Source organism: Agrobacterium sp. AGB01 (genome assembly GCF_014851585.1).
Lineage (GTDB): Bacteria > Pseudomonadota > Alphaproteobacteria > Rhizobiales > Rhizobiaceae > Agrobacterium.
Map to the genome: position 1 here is coordinate 339,394 of NZ_JACVAB010000003.1, position 19,403 is coordinate 358,796.

General features: G+C 54.4%; 19 protein-coding genes and 2 riboswitches. Of the genes, 11 read left to right on the forward strand and 8 right to left on the reverse strand.

Going from position 1 to position 19,403, the window contains the following annotated elements:
• Nucleotides 1–24: 24 nt before the first annotated feature.
• Nucleotides 25–720 carry an HAD family hydrolase gene (locus IB237_RS13370; RefSeq protein ID WP_192489158.1) on the forward strand — a complete coding sequence of 232 codons (696 nt, stop codon included), beginning with the start codon at nucleotides 25–27 and terminating at the stop codon, nucleotides 718–720.
• Here the strand turns inward: IB237_RS13370 and IB237_RS13375 are convergent.
• The 3 genes from IB237_RS13375 to IB237_RS13385 are packed head-to-tail and all read right to left on the reverse strand — an operon-like array spanning nucleotide 707 to nucleotide 2,388.
• Nucleotides 707–1,123, reverse strand: coding sequence for a DUF2177 family protein (locus IB237_RS13375; protein WP_192489433.1), 417 nt, complete (start codon nucleotides 1,121–1,123; stop codon nucleotides 707–709). The two genes, IB237_RS13370 and IB237_RS13375, sit on opposite strands and share 14 nt — an antisense overlap.
• A gap of 27 nt (nucleotides 1,124–1,150) precedes the next feature.
• A complete protein-coding gene (locus IB237_RS13380) occupies nucleotides 1,151–1,813 on the reverse strand; it encodes a ChrR family anti-sigma-E factor (protein WP_192489434.1) in 663 nt (220 codons plus the stop codon).
• Complete coding sequence (locus IB237_RS13385; protein ID WP_192489159.1) at nucleotides 1,813–2,388, reverse strand: sigma-70 family RNA polymerase sigma factor; 576 nt, start codon at nucleotides 2,386–2,388, stop codon at nucleotides 1,813–1,815. The genes IB237_RS13380 and IB237_RS13385 overlap by 1 nt, the downstream gene beginning before the upstream one ends.
• Before the next feature lie 221 nt (nucleotides 2,389–2,609).
• Between IB237_RS13385 and IB237_RS13390 the strand changes: the two genes are divergently transcribed.
• The 5 genes from IB237_RS13390 (at nucleotide 2,610) to IB237_RS13410 (ending at nucleotide 8,833) form a co-directional block, all read left to right on the forward strand.
• On the forward strand, nucleotides 2,610–3,959 hold the full coding sequence (locus tag IB237_RS13390; protein WP_371815315.1) for an NAD(P)/FAD-dependent oxidoreductase: 1,350 nt from the start codon (nucleotides 2,610–2,612) through the stop codon (nucleotides 3,957–3,959).
• Entirely contained in the window at nucleotides 3,959–4,762 is an 804-nt protein-coding gene (locus IB237_RS13395) for a DUF1365 domain-containing protein (protein WP_192489160.1), read from the forward strand. Before IB237_RS13390 ends, IB237_RS13395 begins: the two co-directional genes overlap by 1 nt.
• Complete coding sequence (locus IB237_RS13400) at nucleotides 4,749–5,966, forward strand: cyclopropane-fatty-acyl-phospholipid synthase family protein (protein WP_192489161.1); 1,218 nt, start codon at nucleotides 4,749–4,751, stop codon at nucleotides 5,964–5,966. Before IB237_RS13395 ends, IB237_RS13400 begins: the two co-directional genes overlap by 14 nt.
• Before the next feature lie 51 nt (nucleotides 5,967–6,017).
• Nucleotides 6,018–7,448 carry a deoxyribodipyrimidine photo-lyase gene (locus IB237_RS13405; protein ID WP_192489162.1) on the forward strand — a complete coding sequence of 477 codons (1,431 nt, stop codon included), beginning with the start codon at nucleotides 6,018–6,020 and terminating at the stop codon, nucleotides 7,446–7,448.
• Between the two features lie 131 nt (nucleotides 7,449–7,579).
• Nucleotides 7,580–8,833, forward strand: coding sequence for an FAD-binding oxidoreductase (locus IB237_RS13410; protein WP_192489163.1), 1,254 nt, complete (start codon nucleotides 7,580–7,582; stop codon nucleotides 8,831–8,833).
• Between the two features lie 3 nt (nucleotides 8,834–8,836).
• Here the strand turns inward: IB237_RS13410 and IB237_RS13415 are convergent, their stop codons facing one another.
• From IB237_RS13415 to IB237_RS13435, 5 genes are all read right to left on the reverse strand, one after another.
• Nucleotides 8,837–9,610: a class I SAM-dependent methyltransferase gene (locus IB237_RS13415; RefSeq protein WP_192489164.1), complete on the reverse strand. Its 774-nt coding sequence runs from the start codon at nucleotides 9,608–9,610 to the stop codon at nucleotides 8,837–8,839.
• Between the two features lie 2 nt (nucleotides 9,611–9,612).
• Entirely contained in the window at nucleotides 9,613–10,377 is a 765-nt protein-coding gene (locus IB237_RS13420) for an ABC transporter ATP-binding protein (protein WP_192489165.1), read from the reverse strand.
• A complete protein-coding gene (locus IB237_RS13425; RefSeq protein ID WP_192489436.1) occupies nucleotides 10,374–11,405 on the reverse strand; it encodes an iron ABC transporter permease in 1,032 nt (343 codons plus the stop codon). Before IB237_RS13425 ends, IB237_RS13420 begins: the two co-directional genes overlap by 4 nt.
• A 5-nt stretch (nucleotides 11,406–11,410) precedes the next feature.
• Nucleotides 11,411–12,430, reverse strand: a complete 1,020-nt coding sequence (locus tag IB237_RS13430) for an ABC transporter substrate-binding protein (protein ID WP_192489166.1) — start codon at nucleotides 12,428–12,430, stop codon at nucleotides 11,411–11,413.
• 181 nt (nucleotides 12,431–12,611) lie between these two features.
• Nucleotides 12,612–12,850: riboswitch (cobalamin riboswitch) on the reverse strand.
• A gap of 107 nt (nucleotides 12,851–12,957) precedes the next feature.
• The gene (locus IB237_RS13435; RefSeq protein WP_192489167.1) at nucleotides 12,958–14,955 is read right to left on the reverse strand and encodes a methyl-accepting chemotaxis protein; all 1,998 of its coding nucleotides are present in this window, start codon (nucleotides 14,953–14,955) and stop codon (nucleotides 12,958–12,960) included.
• 297 nt (nucleotides 14,956–15,252) lie between these two features.
• Nucleotides 15,253–15,355, forward strand: a riboswitch (TPP riboswitch).
• 139 nt (nucleotides 15,356–15,494) lie between these two features.
• Between IB237_RS13435 and IB237_RS13440 the strand changes: the two genes are divergently transcribed.
• The 5 genes from IB237_RS13440 to thiD are packed head-to-tail and all read left to right on the forward strand — an operon-like array spanning nucleotide 15,495 to nucleotide 19,401.
• Entirely contained in the window at nucleotides 15,495–16,277 is a 783-nt protein-coding gene (locus IB237_RS13440; RefSeq protein WP_192489168.1) for an ABC transporter permease, read from the forward strand.
• Nucleotides 16,277–17,221 (forward strand): ABC transporter substrate-binding protein, encoded by a 945-nt coding sequence (locus IB237_RS13445; protein ID WP_192489169.1) that lies wholly within the window; start codon nucleotides 16,277–16,279, stop codon nucleotides 17,219–17,221. Before IB237_RS13440 ends, IB237_RS13445 begins: the two co-directional genes overlap by 1 nt.
• Nucleotides 17,218–17,961, forward strand: a complete 744-nt coding sequence (locus IB237_RS13450; RefSeq protein WP_192489170.1) for a hydroxyethylthiazole kinase — start codon at nucleotides 17,218–17,220, stop codon at nucleotides 17,959–17,961. The genes IB237_RS13445 and IB237_RS13450 overlap by 4 nt, the downstream gene beginning before the upstream one ends.
• Nucleotides 17,948–18,607: a thiamine phosphate synthase gene (gene thiE, locus IB237_RS13455; RefSeq protein WP_192489171.1), complete on the forward strand. Its 660-nt coding sequence runs from the start codon at nucleotides 17,948–17,950 to the stop codon at nucleotides 18,605–18,607. Before IB237_RS13450 ends, thiE begins: the two co-directional genes overlap by 14 nt.
• Complete coding sequence (thiD, locus tag IB237_RS13460; protein WP_192489172.1) at nucleotides 18,607–19,401, forward strand: bifunctional hydroxymethylpyrimidine kinase/phosphomethylpyrimidine kinase; 795 nt, start codon at nucleotides 18,607–18,609, stop codon at nucleotides 19,399–19,401. Before thiE ends, thiD begins: the two co-directional genes overlap by 1 nt.
• Nucleotides 19,402–19,403: the final 2 nt, after the last annotated feature.

A 19,403-nucleotide genomic window follows, 5' to 3' on the forward strand; every position in this document is an offset into this window, starting at 1 on the left:
ACTACTAATGAATGGAAACATGCCATGAAGAATGAAATGCGGTCCCTTCCCTCCTCCTTGAGCGAGGCTCACGCCGCTTTTCTGTTCGACATGGATGGAACCCTGTTGAACTCGATTGCCGTCGTTGAACGCGTGTGGCGTGAATGGGCCGTTGATAACGGCATTGAACCGACTGCATTTCTGCAGCGTATTCATGGCCTTCGCGCCATTGAGGTGGTTCGCCGCGAAGCTGTGCCCGGTCTCGACGTTGTAGAGCAGGCTGCCATTCTGCTGCAACGCGAAATGGATGATGTTGACGGCATCATCAAAATCCCGGGCATCGCAGACTTCCTGTCGAAAATTCCTGCGGGCCGTTGGGCTATTGTCACATCAGCACCTCGTCCGCTTGCCGTCCTTCGCCTCGCCGCAGCCGGCATCGTTCCACCTGAGATCATGATCTGCGGTGAAGATGTCGAAAACGGCAAGCCAGACCCGGAAGGTTACCTGAAGGCCGCCAAGCTGCTTGGCGTCGATCCGACACAATGTGTGGTGTTTGAGGACGCACCGGCTGGCATCAGTGCAGGCGAACGCATGGGCGCAAACGTTGTGGTGATCAGTGCAACGCACTCACATCCGATTGACACGGATCATCTTGCCATCGACAGTTATGACGAACTGGACATTACAGTGACCGAGACTGGTGCTCTGTGTCTCGATCGCGCCAACGTTACGGCCCGCTGAGCTTTCCAACAAGCGCTGTCGTGACGAGATATCCTGACAGGGATGCAATTCCTGTCAGGAATGTACCCCAGATGATGTCGACCACGGTCATGGATACCGACCATCCCTTCAGGGTTGAAAGATTGGTCATGTCGTATGTGCCATAGGCGAGCATTCCCAGCAGCGCGCCATTGATAAGCGCAGTTGTCCAATTGCCGGAACTGAGCGCAGGCCAAACGCCGAAATAGACAATACCGGCCACGTAGAAAAGATAGAATATACCGGCAGCCGTGAAGTTCGGCTGTTCCAGCAACAGTGAACCGATGCGGCTGCGGTAAAAGGTGCGGGTCATGGTCGAAAGCCAGATGAAATCCAGGCCGAAGAATACCACAGCCGTTGCGACATAGGCCGTCAGGTATTTCACCATATCATCTCTCCCTTTTTTCGCAGGTTAAATGCCAAGAAGCGGCTGCACCAGACGGACAACCCAGCTTCTGAATTTCAAAGGTGCATCCGTCACCGCAAGGCAGATACAATCAGCTTGCGCCGAAGCAATAGGCTGATGCACCAGTTCCGAGTCTGCATCTTCTATGTCGCCACGACCATAGCTGTCTGTTTCATCGGTAAAGCTGCCACTCAGAACGAGTGTAAGTTCCCGCCCTCCATGACCATGCTCCGGCACCGGCTTTCCGGCAGGTATGCGCAGCAGACGCACACTGGTTTCATTATCGCCAGTTTTAATCGGCAAATGGTAGGCGCCACGCCCCAATGACTTCCACTTCACATCCGAGAGATCACCGCCAACATAGGAGCGTAGAGGTTCAGGAAGAACAGTGGCATCACGCGTAACATCCGTGCGCTCTACGGGTAATGCTGGCTCATCCCCCTCACAGGTGATCCGTGACTTGATGCTGTCCCAGGCAGAGTCGACATTATTGTCAGCCGGCAGTCTGTCGATCATGTGTCCGCCAAGCTCCTCGAAGCCTCTCAGCCTCGAGCGGCAGGCGGGGCACAAAGCCAAATGGGAGGCAACTGCGATGCTCCATCCTTCGCCAAGCGTTCCAGCGGCATAAGACGAGAGAAGATCGTCGCTAAGATGATGTCTGATCGCAATCATGCGTCGTCTCCTTGTCCAAGGACAAGACGCAACTTGGCAAAGGCAAGCCGCATACGCGACTTCACCGTTCCAAGCGGAATATTGAGCTTCTTGGCAATCACGCTATGCGTTGCATCTTCAAAGAACGACATTTCAAGCAATTTCGCCTGTTCTTGCGGCAATCCGGCAAGTGCTGCCTTCAAATGTTCAGCGGTCTGTTGTGCGACTAGCACATTGTCGGCGGATGGCTCTGCATCGGGCACGAACACCGGGTCATCAGGATCAAACTCCGGCCGTTTCTCTTTACGGACCGCATCGATACGCAGATTACGGGCAATCGTGAAAATCCATGTTGAAAGCGACCCCTTGGAGCGGTCATACCTGTCCGCCTTGTTCCAGACCGCGATCATTGTCTCCTGCATCAACTCTTCTGCCAATTGGCTATCTGCAGCGAGTTTTGACATGTATGAGCGAACGCGTGGCGCGAAATGCCGGAAAATTATCTCATAGGCATGAATGTCCTTTTGCGCACTAATGGCGAACATCAGTTTTTCAAATTCATGCTGCCCGCTATCTGCGGCGCCATCATCCATTGCAGTATTTCCTCGGCTCTTTCGACGTAATGGAGCAGACCGCCGGAATGTAATTCCAGCTTCCTTTTGCCACGTCGCGGCGCCTATGGAAATATGTGTGTTCATACCGCTTGTACGTCACGACCTGAACAATAGATCACCTGGCTCAGTTTTTTTTGATCTGTAGCGATCCAACCTGCATTTCCTTGCGTAAAACATGCATTACAAAAATGAGGTAAGCAGTGGCGACCGAAAAACGATCCACGAACGAGACGAAACGCGTTGCTGTGATTGGCTCGGGTATATCCGGGCTTTCTGCGGCATGGCTGATCTCAAAAAGCGCCTCGGTAACGCTTTACGAAAGCGACGATAGGCTTGGCGGCCACTCCAACACCCTGACTGTTTCCGGCAGCAATGGCGATATTGATGTCGACACCGGCTTTATCGTTTATAATGAACGCAACTATCCGAACCTTGTCGAACTGTTTAGGACTGTCGGTGTTGAAACTCAGCCATCCAACATGTCTTTCGCCGTATCGTTAAACGGTGGCAAACTGGAATATTCAGGTTCTGGTCTCAATGGACTGATGGGCCAACGCGGAAATATTGTAAAGCCTCGCTTCTGGGCCATGTTACGAGACCTTATGCGTTTTTATCGCGAAGCGCCGTTGGCCTTGTCGTCACATGAAATGGACGATTTGACGATCGGCGATTATCTCGACATGCATGGTTATGGTCAGGGCTTTATCGACAACCATTTGTTGCCAATGGGTGCTGCAATTTGGTCGGCCAGCGCACAAGAAATGCGCGCTTACCCATTCAAGGCTTTCATTCGATTTTTTGTAAGCCACGGCCTGCTGACCCTGAAAGATCGACCACTTTGGCGCACAGTAACGGGTGGCAGCCGACAATATGTAAAGCTCCTGATCGAGACGTTACCCGACATACGCATGTCTACCCGGATCGTCTCTATTGAGCGAAGCAATGACGGAGTGCACATCACGGACGAGCGCGGTAACCGAGAGACCTTCTCGGATGTCGTGTTGGCAACCCATGCCGATCAAGCACTGTCTCTGCTGTCCGATGCATCGGACGAAGAACAAAATCTGCTGGCATCCTTCCGCTACACTCACAACGAAGCTGTTCTCCACACCGATCCGTCACTGATGCCAAAACGCAAACGGACATGGGCAAGCTGGAATTACATTGGTGAAACGAAACAGGATGGCGCCCAGTCACTTTGCGTGACCTACTGGATGAACCGTCTGCAGAATATTCCAATGTCCGACCCTTTGTTCGTCACCCTTAATCCGGTTCGCGAAATTGCGCCGGAAAGTATCTTGCGGCTCATTCCTTATATGCATCCGCTTTTCGACGGCCCTGCACTGGAAGCTCAACGCAATCTCTGGCGCATTCAGGGTAAAAACCGCATATGGTTCTGTGGGGCCTATTGTGGTTATGGTTTTCATGAAGACGGGTTGCAATCCGGTCTGGCGGTTGCAGAGGCAATTACCGGGCAAAAACGCCCATGGACCGTGGCGGATGAATCCGGTCGCATTCACTTACCTCCTAAATTGGAGGCAGCAGAGTAATGTCGCAATCGGCGCTTTTTGCAGGAAAGGTCATGCACATGCGGTACCGCCCCAAGCGGCACCGCCTGGAATACAGCGTCTTCTCGCTTTTACTAGATTTGGATGAACTTCCAGCACTAGACAAAAAACTGCGGTTGTTTGGTTACAATCGCCGTGCGTTGATCAGCTTCCATGACAAGGACCATGGCGATGGTCAGCCAAACGGCTTGCGGAGTTGGGTAGAAATCCGGCTGGATGAAGCCGGTCTTTTGGAGCCTGGTATGCAAATCCGTGTGCTGTGCTATCCACGTATCCTTGGTTATGTGTTCAACCCGCTCACTCTCTATTTCTGCCATGGAAAAAATGGCTTGCGCGCCATTCTATACGAGGTGTGCAACACATTCGGTGAACGCCATACCTACACAATCTCGGTTGGGGTCTCGCAGCAGGAGATCATTCGCCAATCCTGTGCCAAGGATTTTTACGTCTCACCCTTTGTGCCGATGAACTGCCACTACAATTTTCACATCGAACCACCCGGTGAAAAAGTTCTGGTGCGGATCGATGAAGAAGACCCGGATGGCATGCTGCTGGTCGCATCCTTTGCCGCCAACCGGCAAGAGTTGAACAACCGTACACTTCTATCCGCCTTTGTGCGCCATCCGTTGATGACACTGAAAATCACCGCCGGAATCTACTGGGAAGCCCTGCTCCTCTGGCGCAAAGGCGCTCCGATCTATCGCCATAGTGCCGCAACCAACCGGGTGGCAAGCACTGTCGTCAGACCTTCATCCGCAGGAAATCAGGCTCATGACCCACGCTGAAGAAAAGTCTTTTGAAAGCCGCCTGAACAACTTGCCCTTTTGGGCAAGATTGGTGAAGGGCTGGGCCAACCGTATCGTGATCGGCAGTCTGACGATCAGGTTCCCCAATGGCAGCATGCATCATGTAGCCGGAGAGCAACCGGGGCCAGCGGCCACAATCTCGATATTATCAGGCCGCTTCGTTTGGCAGATCATGACAGAAGGCAATCTTGGACTGGCCCGCGGTTATATGGATGGCACCTGGGACAGCCCGGATATTGGTGCTGTTCTCGATCTGGGTTTGGCCAACGAAAAAGTCCTGTCTGGACTGATTGCCATTCCTTTCATGCGCAAGGTCATAGCCAATTACCGGCACCGGAAAAATGCCAACACCAAGGGTGGAAGCCGTCGCAACATTGCCTTCCATTACGACCTCGGCAACAAATTTTACGATCAGTGGCTGGATGGTACCATGACCTATTCTTCCGCCATTTTTCAGCGCCCCGAACAACCACTGGATGAGGCACAAACCGCCAAATATGCACGCATTGTCGAAAAGCTGGATATTCAGAAAGACGACACCGTACTGGAGATCGGATGTGGATGGGGCGGCTTTGCAGAACATGCTGCACTCACCACCGGTTGCCGCATCCTGTGCCTTACGCTTTCCAATGAGCAGGCACTGTATGCGCAGGAACGCATGCGCCGCGCCGGACTGCAGGACCGTGTGGAGATCCGCATTCAGGACTACCGGGACTGCGAGGGTTCCTTTGACAAGATCGTTTCGATCGAAATGTTCGAGGCAGTTGGTGAGGAAAACTGGCCGATCTATTTCGACAAGGTCAAACATCTGCTCAAAACAAGTGGTGAAGCCATGCTTCAGGTTATCACCATTTCCCGCGATCGTTTTGAAACCTACCGCAACACCGCAGACTTTATCCAGACCTACATCTTCCCAGGTGGTATGCTACCGTCAAACGAAGCATTGGTCAGCGTGGCCAATCACCACGGTCTGAAGCTGAGTGACCAATATCTGTTCGGCTTGGATTATGAGAAAACGCTCCTGTGGTGGGACCGCGCATTTTCCGCGCAGTGGCACAATATTGAACCCCTTGGCTTTGATAGCCGCTTCAAGCGCATGTGGCGTTATTACCTGCATTATTGCGCCGCAGGTTTCCGTTCCGGCCGCATTGATGTCGGCCAGTTTCACTTTCGATCAGAATAACAAGCATAGCAGTATGCTTCCTCTCCACCTTTATGAAACAGGAGCCGGAAGATGGTTTCACAAGCAGTCGTTTGGCTTCGCAACGACTTGAGAATTGGCGACAACCCTGCACTTGATGCAGCGCTTGCAAGAGGCGGTTCGGTTACAGCCGTTTATATCCATGAAACGGACCCTAACCTGCGCAAGCCAGGCGCCGCGGTACAATGGTGGCTGGAACAAAGTCTTGCCAACTTTTGCAAACGACTTGAGAAACTAGGCGTAACCCTCATTGTTGAAACAGGAAAATCCGCGGACATCCTGCCAAAGCTGGCAATAGAGATAAAGCCGAAGGTGGTTTTCTGGAACCGTCGGTATGCACCATCTGAACGGGAATGCGATGCGCAGATAAAGGCTGAGCTTCGCCAGTCGGGTTTCACGGTAACCTCATTTCATGGCAATCTTCTCCTTGAACCCTGGCAACTCGAAACAGGCAGTGGCGGCCCCTATCAGGTCTTCACACCGTTTGCCCGTTCACTGCGTCAGAAGGGTGTGCCCACGCCCCTGCGTTTGCGCGACACCAAAGCGCAATCATCATCTGCCAAGCATAAGAGCTATGAGCGTCCATCCCCGCCGCATTGGGCTGAAAAGATGGAAGGTTCCTGGCAGATTGGCGAAGAGGCCGGATACGAGCAGTTCCACAACTTTCTTGATGAGATCGTGAAGTCCTATGCCGAAAGCCGCGACGTTCCCGGCAAGCTTGGAACGTCCAAACTCTCACCCTATTTGCGATTTGGCGAAGTCAGCGTCCGACAGCTTTGGCACAGTGCTCTTCATTACGGCGAGCAACACCCTTCTGTCTCGTCGGGCGTCGAAAAATTTCTCTCCGAGCTGATCTGGAGAGACTTCCATTACCACCAGCTCTACCACCGCAAGGATATTGCGCGTTACGATATGCGCGACGCCATCGCCCATATTGAATGGCAGGAGGACAAAAAAGCGCTCAGCGCCTGGACAAAAGGACAGACGGGCTTTCCAATCGTCGACGCGGGCATGCGGCAGTTATGGGCGACTGGATGGATGCACAATCGCGTCCGCATGCTGGTCGCCTCCCTACTCACCAAAAACCTACTCATTGATTGGCGACATGGTGAAGAGTGGTTCTGGGATACACTGGTGGATGGCGACATTGCCAGTAATCCCGGCAGCTGGCAGTGGGTTGCCGGTTGTGGCATGGATGCTGCCCCTTACTTTCGCGTATTTAATCCCGTTGTCCAAGGCGAACGGTTTGATGCTGCGGGCGATTATGTCCGTGAATGGGTTCCTGAACTGGCTGACATGCCGAACAAATGGATACACAAACCGTTCGAAGCACCAGACACCGTGCTGGAAAAAGCCGGAGTAGTCTTGGGCAAGACCTATCCAAAACCCATTGTTGATTTGAAAAGTTCATCGCGTCGGGCACGCAACAGTAAAAAGGGCGAAGAAGACGATCTCTTCGCATGACACTCAAGGCTTTGCGTCATCCAGTCACAGAAGACGTTTTATGTCGACAGTATGTATTACATCATGTTAGTGCTTGCCAAAAGCACTTCCTCCTTGGTTGGGAAGAGTGACAAAATCGGCGGGAGCGTTTTATGAGCGATCAGGAAAAACACGATGTGCTTGTGATTGGCACAGGCATCATCGGAGTGATGTCGGCACTTTATCTGCAATCACAAGGTCGCTCTGTAACCCTTTTAGAACGTGGAGAAATTGCACGCGGAGCAAGCTCTGGAAATGCTGGCATTCTGGCGTTCCCCGAAATCATTCCCATTCCTGCGCCGGGTCTCATGAAAAAGGCGCCGCGGTGGCTTTTTGACCCACTTGGCCCATTGAGCGTGCCTCCTTCCTACGCCCTGCAGGTTGCTCCCTGGCTGTGGCGTTTCTGGCGCGCGAGCTCCGAATCCGCCTTCCGGCACGGCCTGAAAACCCAGATCTCGATGATGAAACTGTCTGCTGCGGAGATGGACGTGATCCGCGCGATGCCCGAACTCTCCGGATTCATTACCAACACTGGCACGCTTGATCTTTACGACAGTGAAGTAAGCTTCAATGCCGCTGCCGCCGATTGGGCGGAAAAGGAAAAAGCCGGCTTTGTCTTCAATCGTGTTGGGCGCGATGAGATCGAAGAATTGCAGCCGGGTCTGGCACCACAATTCCAGCACGCCATGTTTACACCCGGCGGCCTGCAGGTCTCCGAGCCATACGAATTCACCAAGGCGATTGCAAAACTGGTCATCGCACGAGGCGGCAAGCTGATTGAGGGCGAAGCGCAACGCCTTGAGCCCCGTAGCGACGAGGCGCGCGTGACCTTGACGGGCGGCAAAACACTCGACGCGGCAAAAGTGGTCGTCGCCAGCGGCGCATGGTCAAAGAACCTTGGTGCAAGCCTTGGCGAAAACCTGCCGCTTGAGACAGAACGTGGCTACAACACAACCCTGCCCGACCAGGCTTTCAACTTGACCCGCCAGCTCTATTTCAATGACCACGCCTTTGTCGTGACGCCGCTCTCCACCGGTATTCGAGTGGGTGGTGCCGTCGAACTGGGCGGTCTGTCACTGCCGCCGAATTACCGACGCTCCGAAGCACTTTTGGGAAAAGCCGCAAAGTTCTTGCCCGGTCTGACAACCGAAGGCGGCAAACAGTGGATGGGTTTCCGCCCATCCATGCCAGATTGTCTGCCGGTTATCGGCGCTTCCAAGGCGAGCCCCGCTATCATCTATGCGTTCGGGCACGGGCATCTTGGCCTGACGCAGTCGGCGGCAACAGGCAAACTTGTCAGCGATCTCGTCGCCGGACGGGACACGTCAATTTCCATCGATCCATTCCGGGCTGGCCGCTTTGGTTAAGCATCACGGCTTTGTCGCGGTCAGAATAAACCGTCGATAAAGCCGTGTTCTCAAACGATCACGCAAATTCGCCTGCTTACGCTGCGCCACCGCAATCGGTTCATGCGAGTGCAGTCGAATATCTGAAAACCCGACATCTTTCAGCAGTGGAATGATGCGTTCAGGACGAAGCCCGTCTCCGAACGGCAGTTGCTCCATAATGTGTTTATGTTTGGCGCTTTGGGCACTGTCGTAATGTGGATCGGGCGGGGAAAACCGGCCTAAGAGCGCAATCAGCTTTGACGCGATGCGGCCAACCGGCGTCAATTGTGCCCAGTCCCCGTCAAAAACCAACAAACGGCCGCCGGACTTCAATACACGGTACCACTCCTGAAACGCCTGTTCGGGCTGCGTCAATGTCCAGACCAGATGACGGCACACGATGGCATCAAAGGCCTCGTCAGGCTCCATCGTGTTTTCGGCATCCGCAAGCACAAAACGCAGACGCGGTTTTCCAACATGTTTGCGCCGCGCAACCGACAACATGGCCTCGGAGAAATCGAGGGCCGTCACGTCATGACCAATATCGTGAATAAGCCGTGTCACCTCACCCGTGCCACAGGCCAGTTCCAGCACTGATAATGGATGCTCACCCAGAGCGTCGCGCATTGGCTGCTGCCAGGCGTCAAATTCCGGTCCGTGTGGAATACGATGGCCGAATACCAGATCGAATGTTTCCGACCGTTTCGACCAGTAATCCCTGATATCATCCTTGAGATGGAAGTTGTCGATGCTCATGGTCAGGCCGTCTTGTACTGGATATGGCAACGGCCATGGTAAGATGATCGCTCGATATGCGCACTAACTCCAAAAACGTCGCGAATGAGCGTTTCAGTCAGAACCTGTTCTGGCGGGCCGAAAGCCACGATCTCCCCAGCATGCATGACCGCGAGATTATCGCAGAACATCGCTGCAAGATTGAGATCATGCAAGGCAACGATACACGTTACCGGCAACCGGGACACCAACGCCAGAATGTCCAGCTGGTGCTGAATATCGAGGTGGTTGGTTGGCTCATCCAACAAAAGCTGTGACGGCGTTTGCGCCAATGCCCGGGCGATATGAACCCGCTGTTTTTCACCACCAGACAGCGTATGCCAAAACCTCGACGCTTTATCCAGCATGCCGACATGTGTCAGCGCATCCTGTACTGCCGCCTCATCTTCCGATTTCCAGATTGAAATCGGGCTGCGATGCGGTGTTCGTCCAAGCTTGACGACATCGAGCACACTGACCTGGATTTCCGTCGTTGCCTGTTGTTCAACAAAGGCCGTGCTTTTGGCAATCTGGGCCTGAGAAAGGGTTGCGATGTCCTCGCCGCCAAGTGTGATTACGCCACTCTGGACTTTGCGGATACGACAGATGAGCCGCAGCAAACTGGACTTTCCCGATCCATTTGGCCCAAGCAGGCCGAGCGTCGTGCCGGGTGCCGCGTCAAGAGTTACGCCATTGACAATAAGACTTCCGCCTGAAGCCCAGTGCACTTTTTCCAGCGAAATACTCATGCGGCCCTCCGTGCCCGGTAGAGAATAAAGGCAAAAGCGGGCGCGCCAAACAATGCCGTTACCACGCCGATAGGCAGGATTTGCTGTGGAATGATGATACGCGACACGATATCGGCTGCCACCATGAATATGGCACCGATCATCGCGGACACGGGCAAAAGACGCTGATGCCCGGAGCCAGCAATGAACCGTGCGGCATGGGGAATGACCAACCCGACAAATCCGATGCAACCAACGATGCTGACGACGGTTGCCGTCATAAGTGCGGTCACGCCCAGCAAGGTTATGCGCACACGACGAACGGGAATACCAAGTCCGGCGGCGGTATCTGTACCGAACATGAAAGCATCCAATGCCCGGGCATGGGCCGCACAAAACACAAAACCCAACAATGCAACGGGTGCCGCGAGATAAACGTCCGGCCAGCGCACACCGGACAGGCTACCGAGTAACCAGAACATCACACCACGTGCCTGTTCTGCATTTGCAGATGTGGTGACGATATAGGATGTCAGCGCATTAAAGAGCTGCGATCCCGCTACGCCGGCAAGAATGATACGGTCGCTGCTGCCACCAGCGCCGGCCGCAAGCAGTGACACGAGAAGAAACGCAACGACGGCGCCCAGAAAAGCGCCTGTAGACAGTGTCAAAATACCGTAACCGATGCCCAGAACCATAATACAAACGGCACCGGTCGAGGCACCTGCAGAAATGCCCAGCACGAAAGGTTCAGCAAGAGGATTGCGCAGCAATGCTTGCAGGATCACACCACAGAGCGCCAGCGCAGCCCCTGCACTTGCCGCAACCAAGGCGCGGCTCAGACGATAGTCCCAGATGACGCCTTCATGGATGCGGCTGATTTCAAACGGCATTCCAAATGCGCGTTTCATAACCGCCTTGGCCGTCGTATCAAGCGGAATGGAAATTTCGCCGATCGACACGGCAAGACTTATCATGAAGCCGAGAAGCGCCAGAAAAAAGACGGTGACTGCCAAAGGCAGCCACCATGCTGAACGACGTGCAGGCATTTCTGTCACTTGGAAATCCCGAGCCCCTGAATACCCTTTGCCAGGATTTCAATGCCATCAATCGTACGAATGGTCGGGTTCATGGACTGTGCATCCATCATGACGAAATGTTTGTTCTTAACGGCATCCATGTGGCTGGTGACCGGATCATTTTCCAGGAAGTCGATCTTGACCGCAGGATCATCGGCGGCATAACGGCGACGATCCATGGTCGCGATAACGACGACCGCAGGATTGGATTCGGCAATGGTTTCCCAACCGACCAGCGGCCACTCTTCTTCCGTGCTCACGACATTTTTGGCACCAAGCGTTTTCAGAATATAGGCCGGAGCACTGTTTTTACCAGCAATATAGGCGTCGCCCTTCACTTCCTTGCTGGAGAACCAGAAAACGACAGGAAGATTGGCCGATGATGCGTTGCCGATCGACGCAACCGCTGCGGCTTCACGTGCCCTCAGATCGGCGACCAGTTTTTCGCCACGTTCTTTGATATCGAAAATATCAGAGAGCTCGCTAATCTGCTGATAGATCAGATCCATCGTGAAAAGCTCTTTGCGTACGCCGTCGCCACCATCGGCATTGATCTTGGCCACACAGTCGGCAGGAGAAACATAGGTATTGATGCCAAGTGAACCGAATTGTTCGCGTTTGCCCACAGAACCCTGAGTGCCGACGTGCCATTCAAACTCCGCAGCAACCAGATCAGGCTCTTTGCCGACAACTGATTCAAAGCTGGGGTCATTGTCTGCAAGGCGCGAAATTTGCGCATTGACGCCTTCATATTCTTTCAAAACCGGCCCAACCCAAACGGCGGTACCGGCAATCTTGTCTGCCAAGCCAAGGGAAAACAGGATTTCGGTCATGCCCTGTCCGATCGAAACGATCTTTGCCGGTGCTTTTTCGAACGTAATCGACTGACCGCAATTGGTAACCGTCAACGGATATTGGGTCGCCGCGTGGGCACTAGCAGAGAACCCGGCAACTAAAACGGTTACAGCACTCAGAGTTTTTATGATGGCACGCATGGAAGCCTTCCGATTGGAAATATTTGAAATGCAGTTGAGATTACGGGCCTGAATTGCCCGGTTTGTGCAGCGTTTAGAAAAACGACGCACGGTTAACCCAACAATGCAATGAACGGAGGCAACAAATGTATATGTTATGTAATAACATGACTACTCCTCTCCGGACAACCCCGCCCGGTGCGTTGGATTAACAAATAACGGCAGGTCTCCTGGCTCACAAATTCACGCCGTTCATCTGCCTTCCCGTGCACTCAGCGTCACAGTGGCATGGTGTAAGAGTTACACCACAAGGATGAGCGGCAATCCGCTTACAGTTGCGGGGGCAGCCATGGCATTGTTTCTTCGATAGAAACGCACCATGTTCCCTATTAATCCCCTCCAGGTACAACCCTTCGGAGAACCGTCGGATGCCACTTATGGCCAAGGCGCAGACAAGGTCAAGGCTATTGCGACAGACCGAACAAAAGAAAACCGCCGCCCCAGAGATTGAGGCGGCGGCATTTTTCGTTCTCAAAAATCTTGGAGGCTCAGAATTCTGTCCAGTCCGCTTCCTTGGCTGCAGTCGCAGCGGCAGATGAACCACCGCCGAAGGCGCTCGCCAACTTATTGCCCAGTGCACGTGCTGGAGACGCAATCGGTCTGGACTTTGTCGATGCTGCCACCGGTGCCGGTGAGACAGGTCGCGAAACCGAAGCGGCGGCGCGAGGAGCAGCAGGCCTTGCGAAACCAGCCATACCGCCAGTGCCTGTCAGTCTGAACTGGCCGAGCAGCGAGTTAAGGGAAGTGGCTTCCGTTGCAAGACCATGGCTTGCTGCCGTTGTTTCTTCGACCATGGCGGCGTTCTGTTGTGTGCCCTGATCCATGGTGTTGACGGCGGTGTTGATTTCCTGAAGACCAACCGACTGTTCGCGGGTTGCCTCAGCAATCGCGTGAACATGCTGGTTGATTTCCTGAACCTGAGCAACGATCGCGTCCAGCGCCTTGCCTGTCTGGTCGACAAGGTGAACCCCGGTTTCGACATGCGATGTCGAGGCCGTGATCAGCGACTTGATTTCCTTTGCGGCATTTGCGGAGCGCTGTGCAAGTTCACGAACTTCCTGCGCCACAACAGCAAACCCCTTACCGGCTTCACCGGCTCGGGCCGCTTCGACACCCGCGTTCAGAGCAAGCAGGTTGGTCTGGAAGGCGATGTCATCGATAACACCGATGATGTTACCGATTTCGCTGGAGGACTTTTCGATCTGCTCCATTGCGGTGACGGCTTCACGGACCACTTCACCAGACTTTTCTGCTTCCTGACGGGTACGGGAAACCAGGTGGCGTGCCTCTTCTGCGCGCTTGGCGGAATCCTTGACCGTCGTGGTGATTTCTTCCAGAGCGGCGGCTGTCTCTTCAACAGAAGCAGCCTGCTGCTCTGTGCGGCGGGAAAGGTCGTCAGCAGACGAGCGGATTTCATTGGCACCAGCATCGATGGCGCGGGCATTTGTACCAACGCTCTGCATTGCCAGATCAAGCTTTTCTGCCGAATGATTGAAGTTCTGACGCAGTGTGTCCAGCTGGCCGTTAAATGGCTGTGCGATACGCGCGGCCAGATCGCCGTCAGCCAGTTTGCCAAGCGCGGCACCCAGCGTATCGACAGCTTTCTGAATTTCCGCTGCTTCCAAGACCTTTTGCTGCTCGCGTTCAGCGCGCTCATTCTCGGTGCTGACGCGATCTTCATCAGCTTGACGTGACAGGCGACCACGCTCAATGGCGTTGTCGCGGAACACGGCCACTGCGGCCGCCATGTTGCCAATTTCGTCCTTGCGGTCGAGGCCGTCAATTTCAGCCTTCACATCGCCACTCGCCAGTGTCTGCATGCGTTCGCGCAGGCGAACCATTGGCGCTGTGATGCCAGCGTGAGCGACGTAAATCGCAAAACAAACTGCAGCCACCAGACCAACACACATAAAGATGAAGCTCTGTGTAATCGTCGAGCCGATCGATGCGGAAAGCGACTTGCTGCCATTGTCCAAAAGCTGCGACAGTGCGGTGTTGTTGGCACCGGCCTGATCCGAAACCTGCTTCAGCAGTGTTTCCAGCTTTGACTGCATGGCTGGCAGTTCTGCGCCATTGCCGCCGAAATGCAACTGCAGCATTTTTTCATACATGGTTTGCAGTTCGTTGGTCGAAGCAAGCAACTTCTCGATGTCGTCCTTGCGGCTTGGAACCGACGCTGGCACGGCGGCCAGACGATCCTTGGCAAGCTTGAAGTTGGAGGCGAAGCGTTCGCGCATCTCCGGCAGGCCAGGATGCTGAGCATCCATTTGCAGCATACGCTCCGCCCAGACAACCGACGTCCAGATACCGGAAGCGGCACGGGCGCTCATCATGGCGGAGGTTGCCTCCTTGTCGATGAAGCCAAGGTAGCTGGAGTTTGCATCACTGAACTTGGCGGTAATGAATGTAAAACCACCAAACGAAACCAAGCCGAGCATGAACAAGGTGGAAAGTATCTTCCACTTGATGCTGAGGTTTTTCAACATGTTGGACTTCCTAGAACGAAAGGACAAGCGGAATACTGTGCCGCAGGCTGCGGCATTCCGACATCGATTTTTGTGGGAAAACTATGCTTCGACTAAAAGCTCAAACAACAAGCGTCATGCAGCCCCGGAAGGTGTCGTTCAACATCGTTATAGAAAGAAATTTATTAAAAACTTGTATAACTTTCGGTTACAACCAGTCCAAGCGTTATAAAAAACGCCTTAAAAACAGTATGTTCGACAGTTTTCATGTACAAGTAGCAATCTCATTGACAGCAGGGCAAAAACGCGACAATTTGCACCTATTCCGAGGGGGGCATCCTACGATGCTGAGATGGCGGTGAGCCGGACCCTTGAACCTGATCCGGGTCGTACCGGCGTAGGAACGGAAACAGCGGCATAAAGCCCCCTTTTCTCTTCTCCGCTTGCCTGGATCTCCGTGATTGTCACAAGTCTGGAGATCGTAGATGACATTCAAGATTGCTATAGGTGCCGTTCGCGGCCATCCTCCTCATTTGGTTTATCGTTTCGTATAAACCAAAATGCGTGTCTCATTCGCCGTTTGCGGCGTGCTGTTGCTGGTCGTTGGCTGGCAGGTCGGCACGTGGCTGTTCGCCCCAGCGCATTATATTCTGCCCTCACCCTATGACGTCGTTACGGCGTTGTCACGGCAGCCTATCTACTTGCTCGAAAACAGCCTGATCACCCTTACTGAAATGGTGGTTGGCCTTGTGTTGGGCACAGTGTTTGGCGTTGGGACAGCTTTCGCAACAGCAGCATTTCCGAGACTTGGAAAGCTGGTCTGGCCAACGCTGCTGATCCTGCAGGCATTTCCCGTGTTCGTCCTTGCTCCCATCCTTGTGCTGTGGCTCGGCTTCGGCATGGCCTCGAAGGTAGCGATGACGACGCTGATCATCTTCTTTCCTGTCGCCTCGGCCTTCAATGACGGCCTGCAACGCACGGAAAGAGCAATCCTGGATGCCGCAGCGCTCACACAGGCAACACACTGGCAGATCCTGCTGCGGTTACGGGTGCCACTTGCGCTGCCGGGGTTGATTTCTGGCCTGCGGGTCGCAGCGCCGCTCGCACCCCTTGGTGCCGTCATCGGCGAATGGGTCGGCGCGTCCTCAGGGCTTGGTTTTGTCATGGTGCAGGCCAATGCCCGTATGCAAACCGATACGGTTTTTGCAGCGATGGCCATTCTTGCGGTTCTGACCGTGCTGTCTCGCCTTTTTATCGACCGTGTCACCACAGGGCTCACCCCATGGGCGGTCGAGACCCAACATTCCCTGCCATTTCTCAATCCATCAAGGAAACATGCCTGATGAAGAAACTTGCCCTTTCTCTTTCAATCGCACTTGCAACGATCCTTCCCGCACCCGTGACACATGCCGCCGACAAGCTGACAGTGATGCTTGAATGGTTCGTCAATCCTGATCATGCGCCGATGGTCATCGCCGCTGAGCGCGGTATCTTCAAAGCTGAAGGGCTGGAAGTCGAGCTGGTACCACCAGCCGATCCATCTTCCGTTCCGCGCCTGGTCGCCGCCAAACAGGCAGACATTGGCGTGCATTATCAGCCAAACCTCTATCTCGATAACGCTGCCGGTCTACCGATCCTGCGCTTTGGAACACTTGTCGAAACACCGCTTAACACCGTGACGGTTCTGGCTGATGGGCCGATCAAAAGCCTGAAGGACCTAAAGGGCAAAAAGATCGGTTTTTCTGTATCCGGTTTCGAAGATGCCATGCTGAAGCGCATGCTTGAGAAGGAAGGTGTTAGCCGTGACGATGTTGAGCTTATCAATGTCAACTTCTCGCTGTCACCTTCGCTGATCAGCGGCAAGGTCGATGCGACACTTGGCGGCTTCCGCAACTTTGAACTCACCCAGATGAAGCTGGCAGGCCATAAAGGGTATTCCTTCTTCCCTGAGGAGCATGGTGTTCCCGCTTATGACGAACTGATCTTCATCACCAACAAAGATCTTGTTTCGGACAGTCGCCTTCCGCGTTTCCTTGATGCCGTCGAACAAGCCTCGATCTTCATCACAAACCACCCGCAGGAAGCATGGGAACTGTTCATCAAAGCCTACCCCAACCTCAATGATGACCTGAACCGCCAGGCATTCATCGACACCCTGCCGCGTTTTGCCAAACGCCCCTCGGCACTGGATCGCGCACGGTACGAACGTTTCGGCCAGTTCATGCAGGACATGGAACTGGTGAAACAGGTGCCTGCCGTTGAAGACCTTGCGGTGGAATTGCAATGACTACGGCCCATACAATATCAGCTGAAAAGGCAGCCGATGTTCTCGAGCGGGTGCGGCGAAGCCGCCCTCGCGTCCATTGCCTTATGAACACCGTCGTGCAGAAATTCACCGCCGATGGCATTACGGCGGTCGACGCCATTCCTTCGATGACATCGTCGATGGAGGAAATCGAAAGTTTTGTTCTTAAAGCCGATGCGTTGACCATTAATCTCGGCACGCTGGATGCGGAACGTCGCAAGGTTATACTGCTTGCTGTGCAGGTGGCCAATGCGCATGGCAAACCTTGGATCGTTGACCCCGTTCACTGCGATTACTCTCCGTCGCGACTGGCCTTTGCGAGGGATCTTCTGCAACATTCGCCAACCATCATCCGCGGCAATGCGGCTGAAATGGCGCTGTTTGACGACACAGGCAACAGCTTGCGAATTCAAACCGGTCCGCAAGACCATTTGTCTCTTGCAAATCGATCGGTCCGTATTTCCAACGGTCATCCATGGATGGCGAAGGTGACCGGAACAGGCTGCCTTTCCGGCGGCATAATCGCCGCGTTCCTAGCGGTAGAGCCAGACGCGCTGCAGGCGGCCAGTGCGGCGCTGTGTGTGACGGGAATTTCTGCAGAGCAGGCCGCAGTCTACGCGAACGGTCCCGGCACATTCGAGCCGGCATTTCTCGACATGCTGTCGGCCATTGGCCGTCAGGACATTATTTCCCATGCAAGGATAGAACATGACGAAGGTTGATTATCGCCTGAACGCGTTGGTCGATGGCTCCCTGATCGATATCGCCCCGCTGCCGGAACTCGCCCGTATCGCGGCCGAAAACGGCGCAACACTGCTTCAATACCGCGACAAGATGGCATCCACCCGTTTGATGATCGAACGGGCCAAGGAGATTATAGCCGCGCTCAAAACAAGCGGCGTCCCGCTTGTCATCAACGACCGCGTTGATGTGGCGCTGGCGGCGGCTGCAGATGGGGTGCATCTGGGTGAGGACGACATGGATGCGGAGACGGCACGCAGCATTTTGGGCAACGAGGCAATCATCGGACTTACCGTCAAAAATGCCAAGGACGCTGCACGCGCGGCAGCGGCCCCTGTCGACTATGCGTGCATTGGTGGCGTGTTCGAAACCGTATCGAAAATCAATCCTGACCTGCCGGTCGGCATTGACGGTTTCAGTGCGTTGCGGGCAGCACTGCGTCAGCAGCGACCCGAACTACCGGTCGGCGCCATTGCCGGTATCGATTTGGCAAGAACACCAGAGGTCGTAGCGGCCGGTGCCGATGGCATCGCGGTTATCTCAGCAATTTTCAGAGCCAATGACATTGCGGGGGCAACACGCAGCTTCCGTGACGCGGTGGATGCTACACTGGCGGAGAAACGCTAATGACCGCCATTGCTTTGACCATTGCAGGTTCCGATAGTGGAGGCGGGGCCGGCATTCAGGCTGACATCAAGACATTCTCAGCGCTTGGTACTTATGCCGCCAGTGTACTGACCGCAATCACCGCCCAGAACACCAAGGGCGTGACGGCTGTTGAAGACATTTCCGTACCCTTAATTGTCGCGCAAATGGATGCTATTTTTTCCGACCTCGATGTCAACGCCGTCAAGATCGGCATGGTGTCCCGGTCGGAGACAATTTTGGCCATTGCAGAGCGACTGCGCCACTACCAACGCAGCGTGGTTCTCGATCCGGTGATGGTTGCAACCTCCGGCGACCGGCTTTTACAACAGGAAGCAATAGAAACACTGAAGCAAGACCTTGTCCCGCTTGCAGCCGTCGTCACGCCCAATCTGCCAGAAGCGGCGCTGTTGACTGGTCTGCCCATCGCTGCAAACCAGAGTGAGATGGCGCGCCAAGCAGACGTCATCCTGAAGGCAGGGGCACGTGCGGTGCTGATCAAGGGCGGACACGGTAACGGTCCTGACAGCACCGATCTTCTGTTCGATGGCAACGAAGTCCAAGTCTTTTCCGCACCGCGTATCGACACCAACAATGATCACGGCACCGGATGCACTCTGGCGGCCGCAATCACCGCGCATCTTGCCAAAGGATATTCACTGACCAATGCGGTGGAGCAGTCGAAGGACTATCTGCACAAGGCACTGCAAGCGGGTGTCGGCCTTTCAATTGGGCACGGTCGCGGACCCGTACACCATTTTCACGGCTGGTGGTAAAT

What these genes read in the sequence shown, in the direction of transcription:
- IB237_RS13370 (WP_192489158.1), top strand. Translation starts at nt 25, where the DNA reads ATGAAGAATGAAATGCGGTCCCTTCCCTCCTCCTTGAGCGAGGCTCAC.
- IB237_RS13385 (WP_192489159.1), bottom strand. Translation starts at nt 2,388, where the DNA reads ATGGATGATGGCGCCGCAGATAGCGGGCAGCATGAATTTGAAAAACTG.
- IB237_RS13395 (WP_192489160.1), top strand. Translation starts at nt 3,959, where the DNA reads ATGTCGCAATCGGCGCTTTTTGCAGGAAAGGTCATGCACATGCGGTAC.
- IB237_RS13400 (WP_192489161.1), top strand. Translation starts at nt 4,749, where the DNA reads ATGACCCACGCTGAAGAAAAGTCTTTTGAAAGCCGCCTGAACAACTTG.
- IB237_RS13405 (WP_192489162.1), top strand. Translation starts at nt 6,018, where the DNA reads ATGGTTTCACAAGCAGTCGTTTGGCTTCGCAACGACTTGAGAATTGGC.
- IB237_RS13410 (WP_192489163.1), top strand. Translation starts at nt 7,580, where the DNA reads ATGAGCGATCAGGAAAAACACGATGTGCTTGTGATTGGCACAGGCATC.
- IB237_RS13415 (WP_192489164.1), bottom strand. Translation starts at nt 9,610, where the DNA reads ATGAGCATCGACAACTTCCATCTCAAGGATGATATCAGGGATTACTGG.
- IB237_RS13420 (WP_192489165.1), bottom strand. Translation starts at nt 10,377, where the DNA reads ATGAGTATTTCGCTGGAAAAAGTGCACTGGGCTTCAGGCGGAAGTCTT.
- IB237_RS13425 (WP_192489436.1), bottom strand. Translation starts at nt 11,405, where the DNA reads ATGCCTGCACGTCGTTCAGCATGGTGGCTGCCTTTGGCAGTCACCGTC.
- IB237_RS13430 (WP_192489166.1), bottom strand. Translation starts at nt 12,430, where the DNA reads ATGCGTGCCATCATAAAAACTCTGAGTGCTGTAACCGTTTTAGTTGCC.
- IB237_RS13435 (WP_192489167.1), bottom strand. Translation starts at nt 14,955, where the DNA reads ATGTTGAAAAACCTCAGCATCAAGTGGAAGATACTTTCCACCTTGTTC.
- IB237_RS13440 (WP_192489168.1), top strand. Translation starts at nt 15,495, where the DNA reads ATGCGTGTCTCATTCGCCGTTTGCGGCGTGCTGTTGCTGGTCGTTGGC.
- IB237_RS13445 (WP_192489169.1), top strand. Translation starts at nt 16,277, where the DNA reads ATGAAGAAACTTGCCCTTTCTCTTTCAATCGCACTTGCAACGATCCTT.
- IB237_RS13450 (WP_192489170.1), top strand. Translation starts at nt 17,218, where the DNA reads ATGACTACGGCCCATACAATATCAGCTGAAAAGGCAGCCGATGTTCTC.
- thiE (WP_192489171.1), top strand. Translation starts at nt 17,948, where the DNA reads ATGACGAAGGTTGATTATCGCCTGAACGCGTTGGTCGATGGCTCCCTG.
- thiD (WP_192489172.1), top strand. Translation starts at nt 18,607, where the DNA reads ATGACCGCCATTGCTTTGACCATTGCAGGTTCCGATAGTGGAGGCGGG.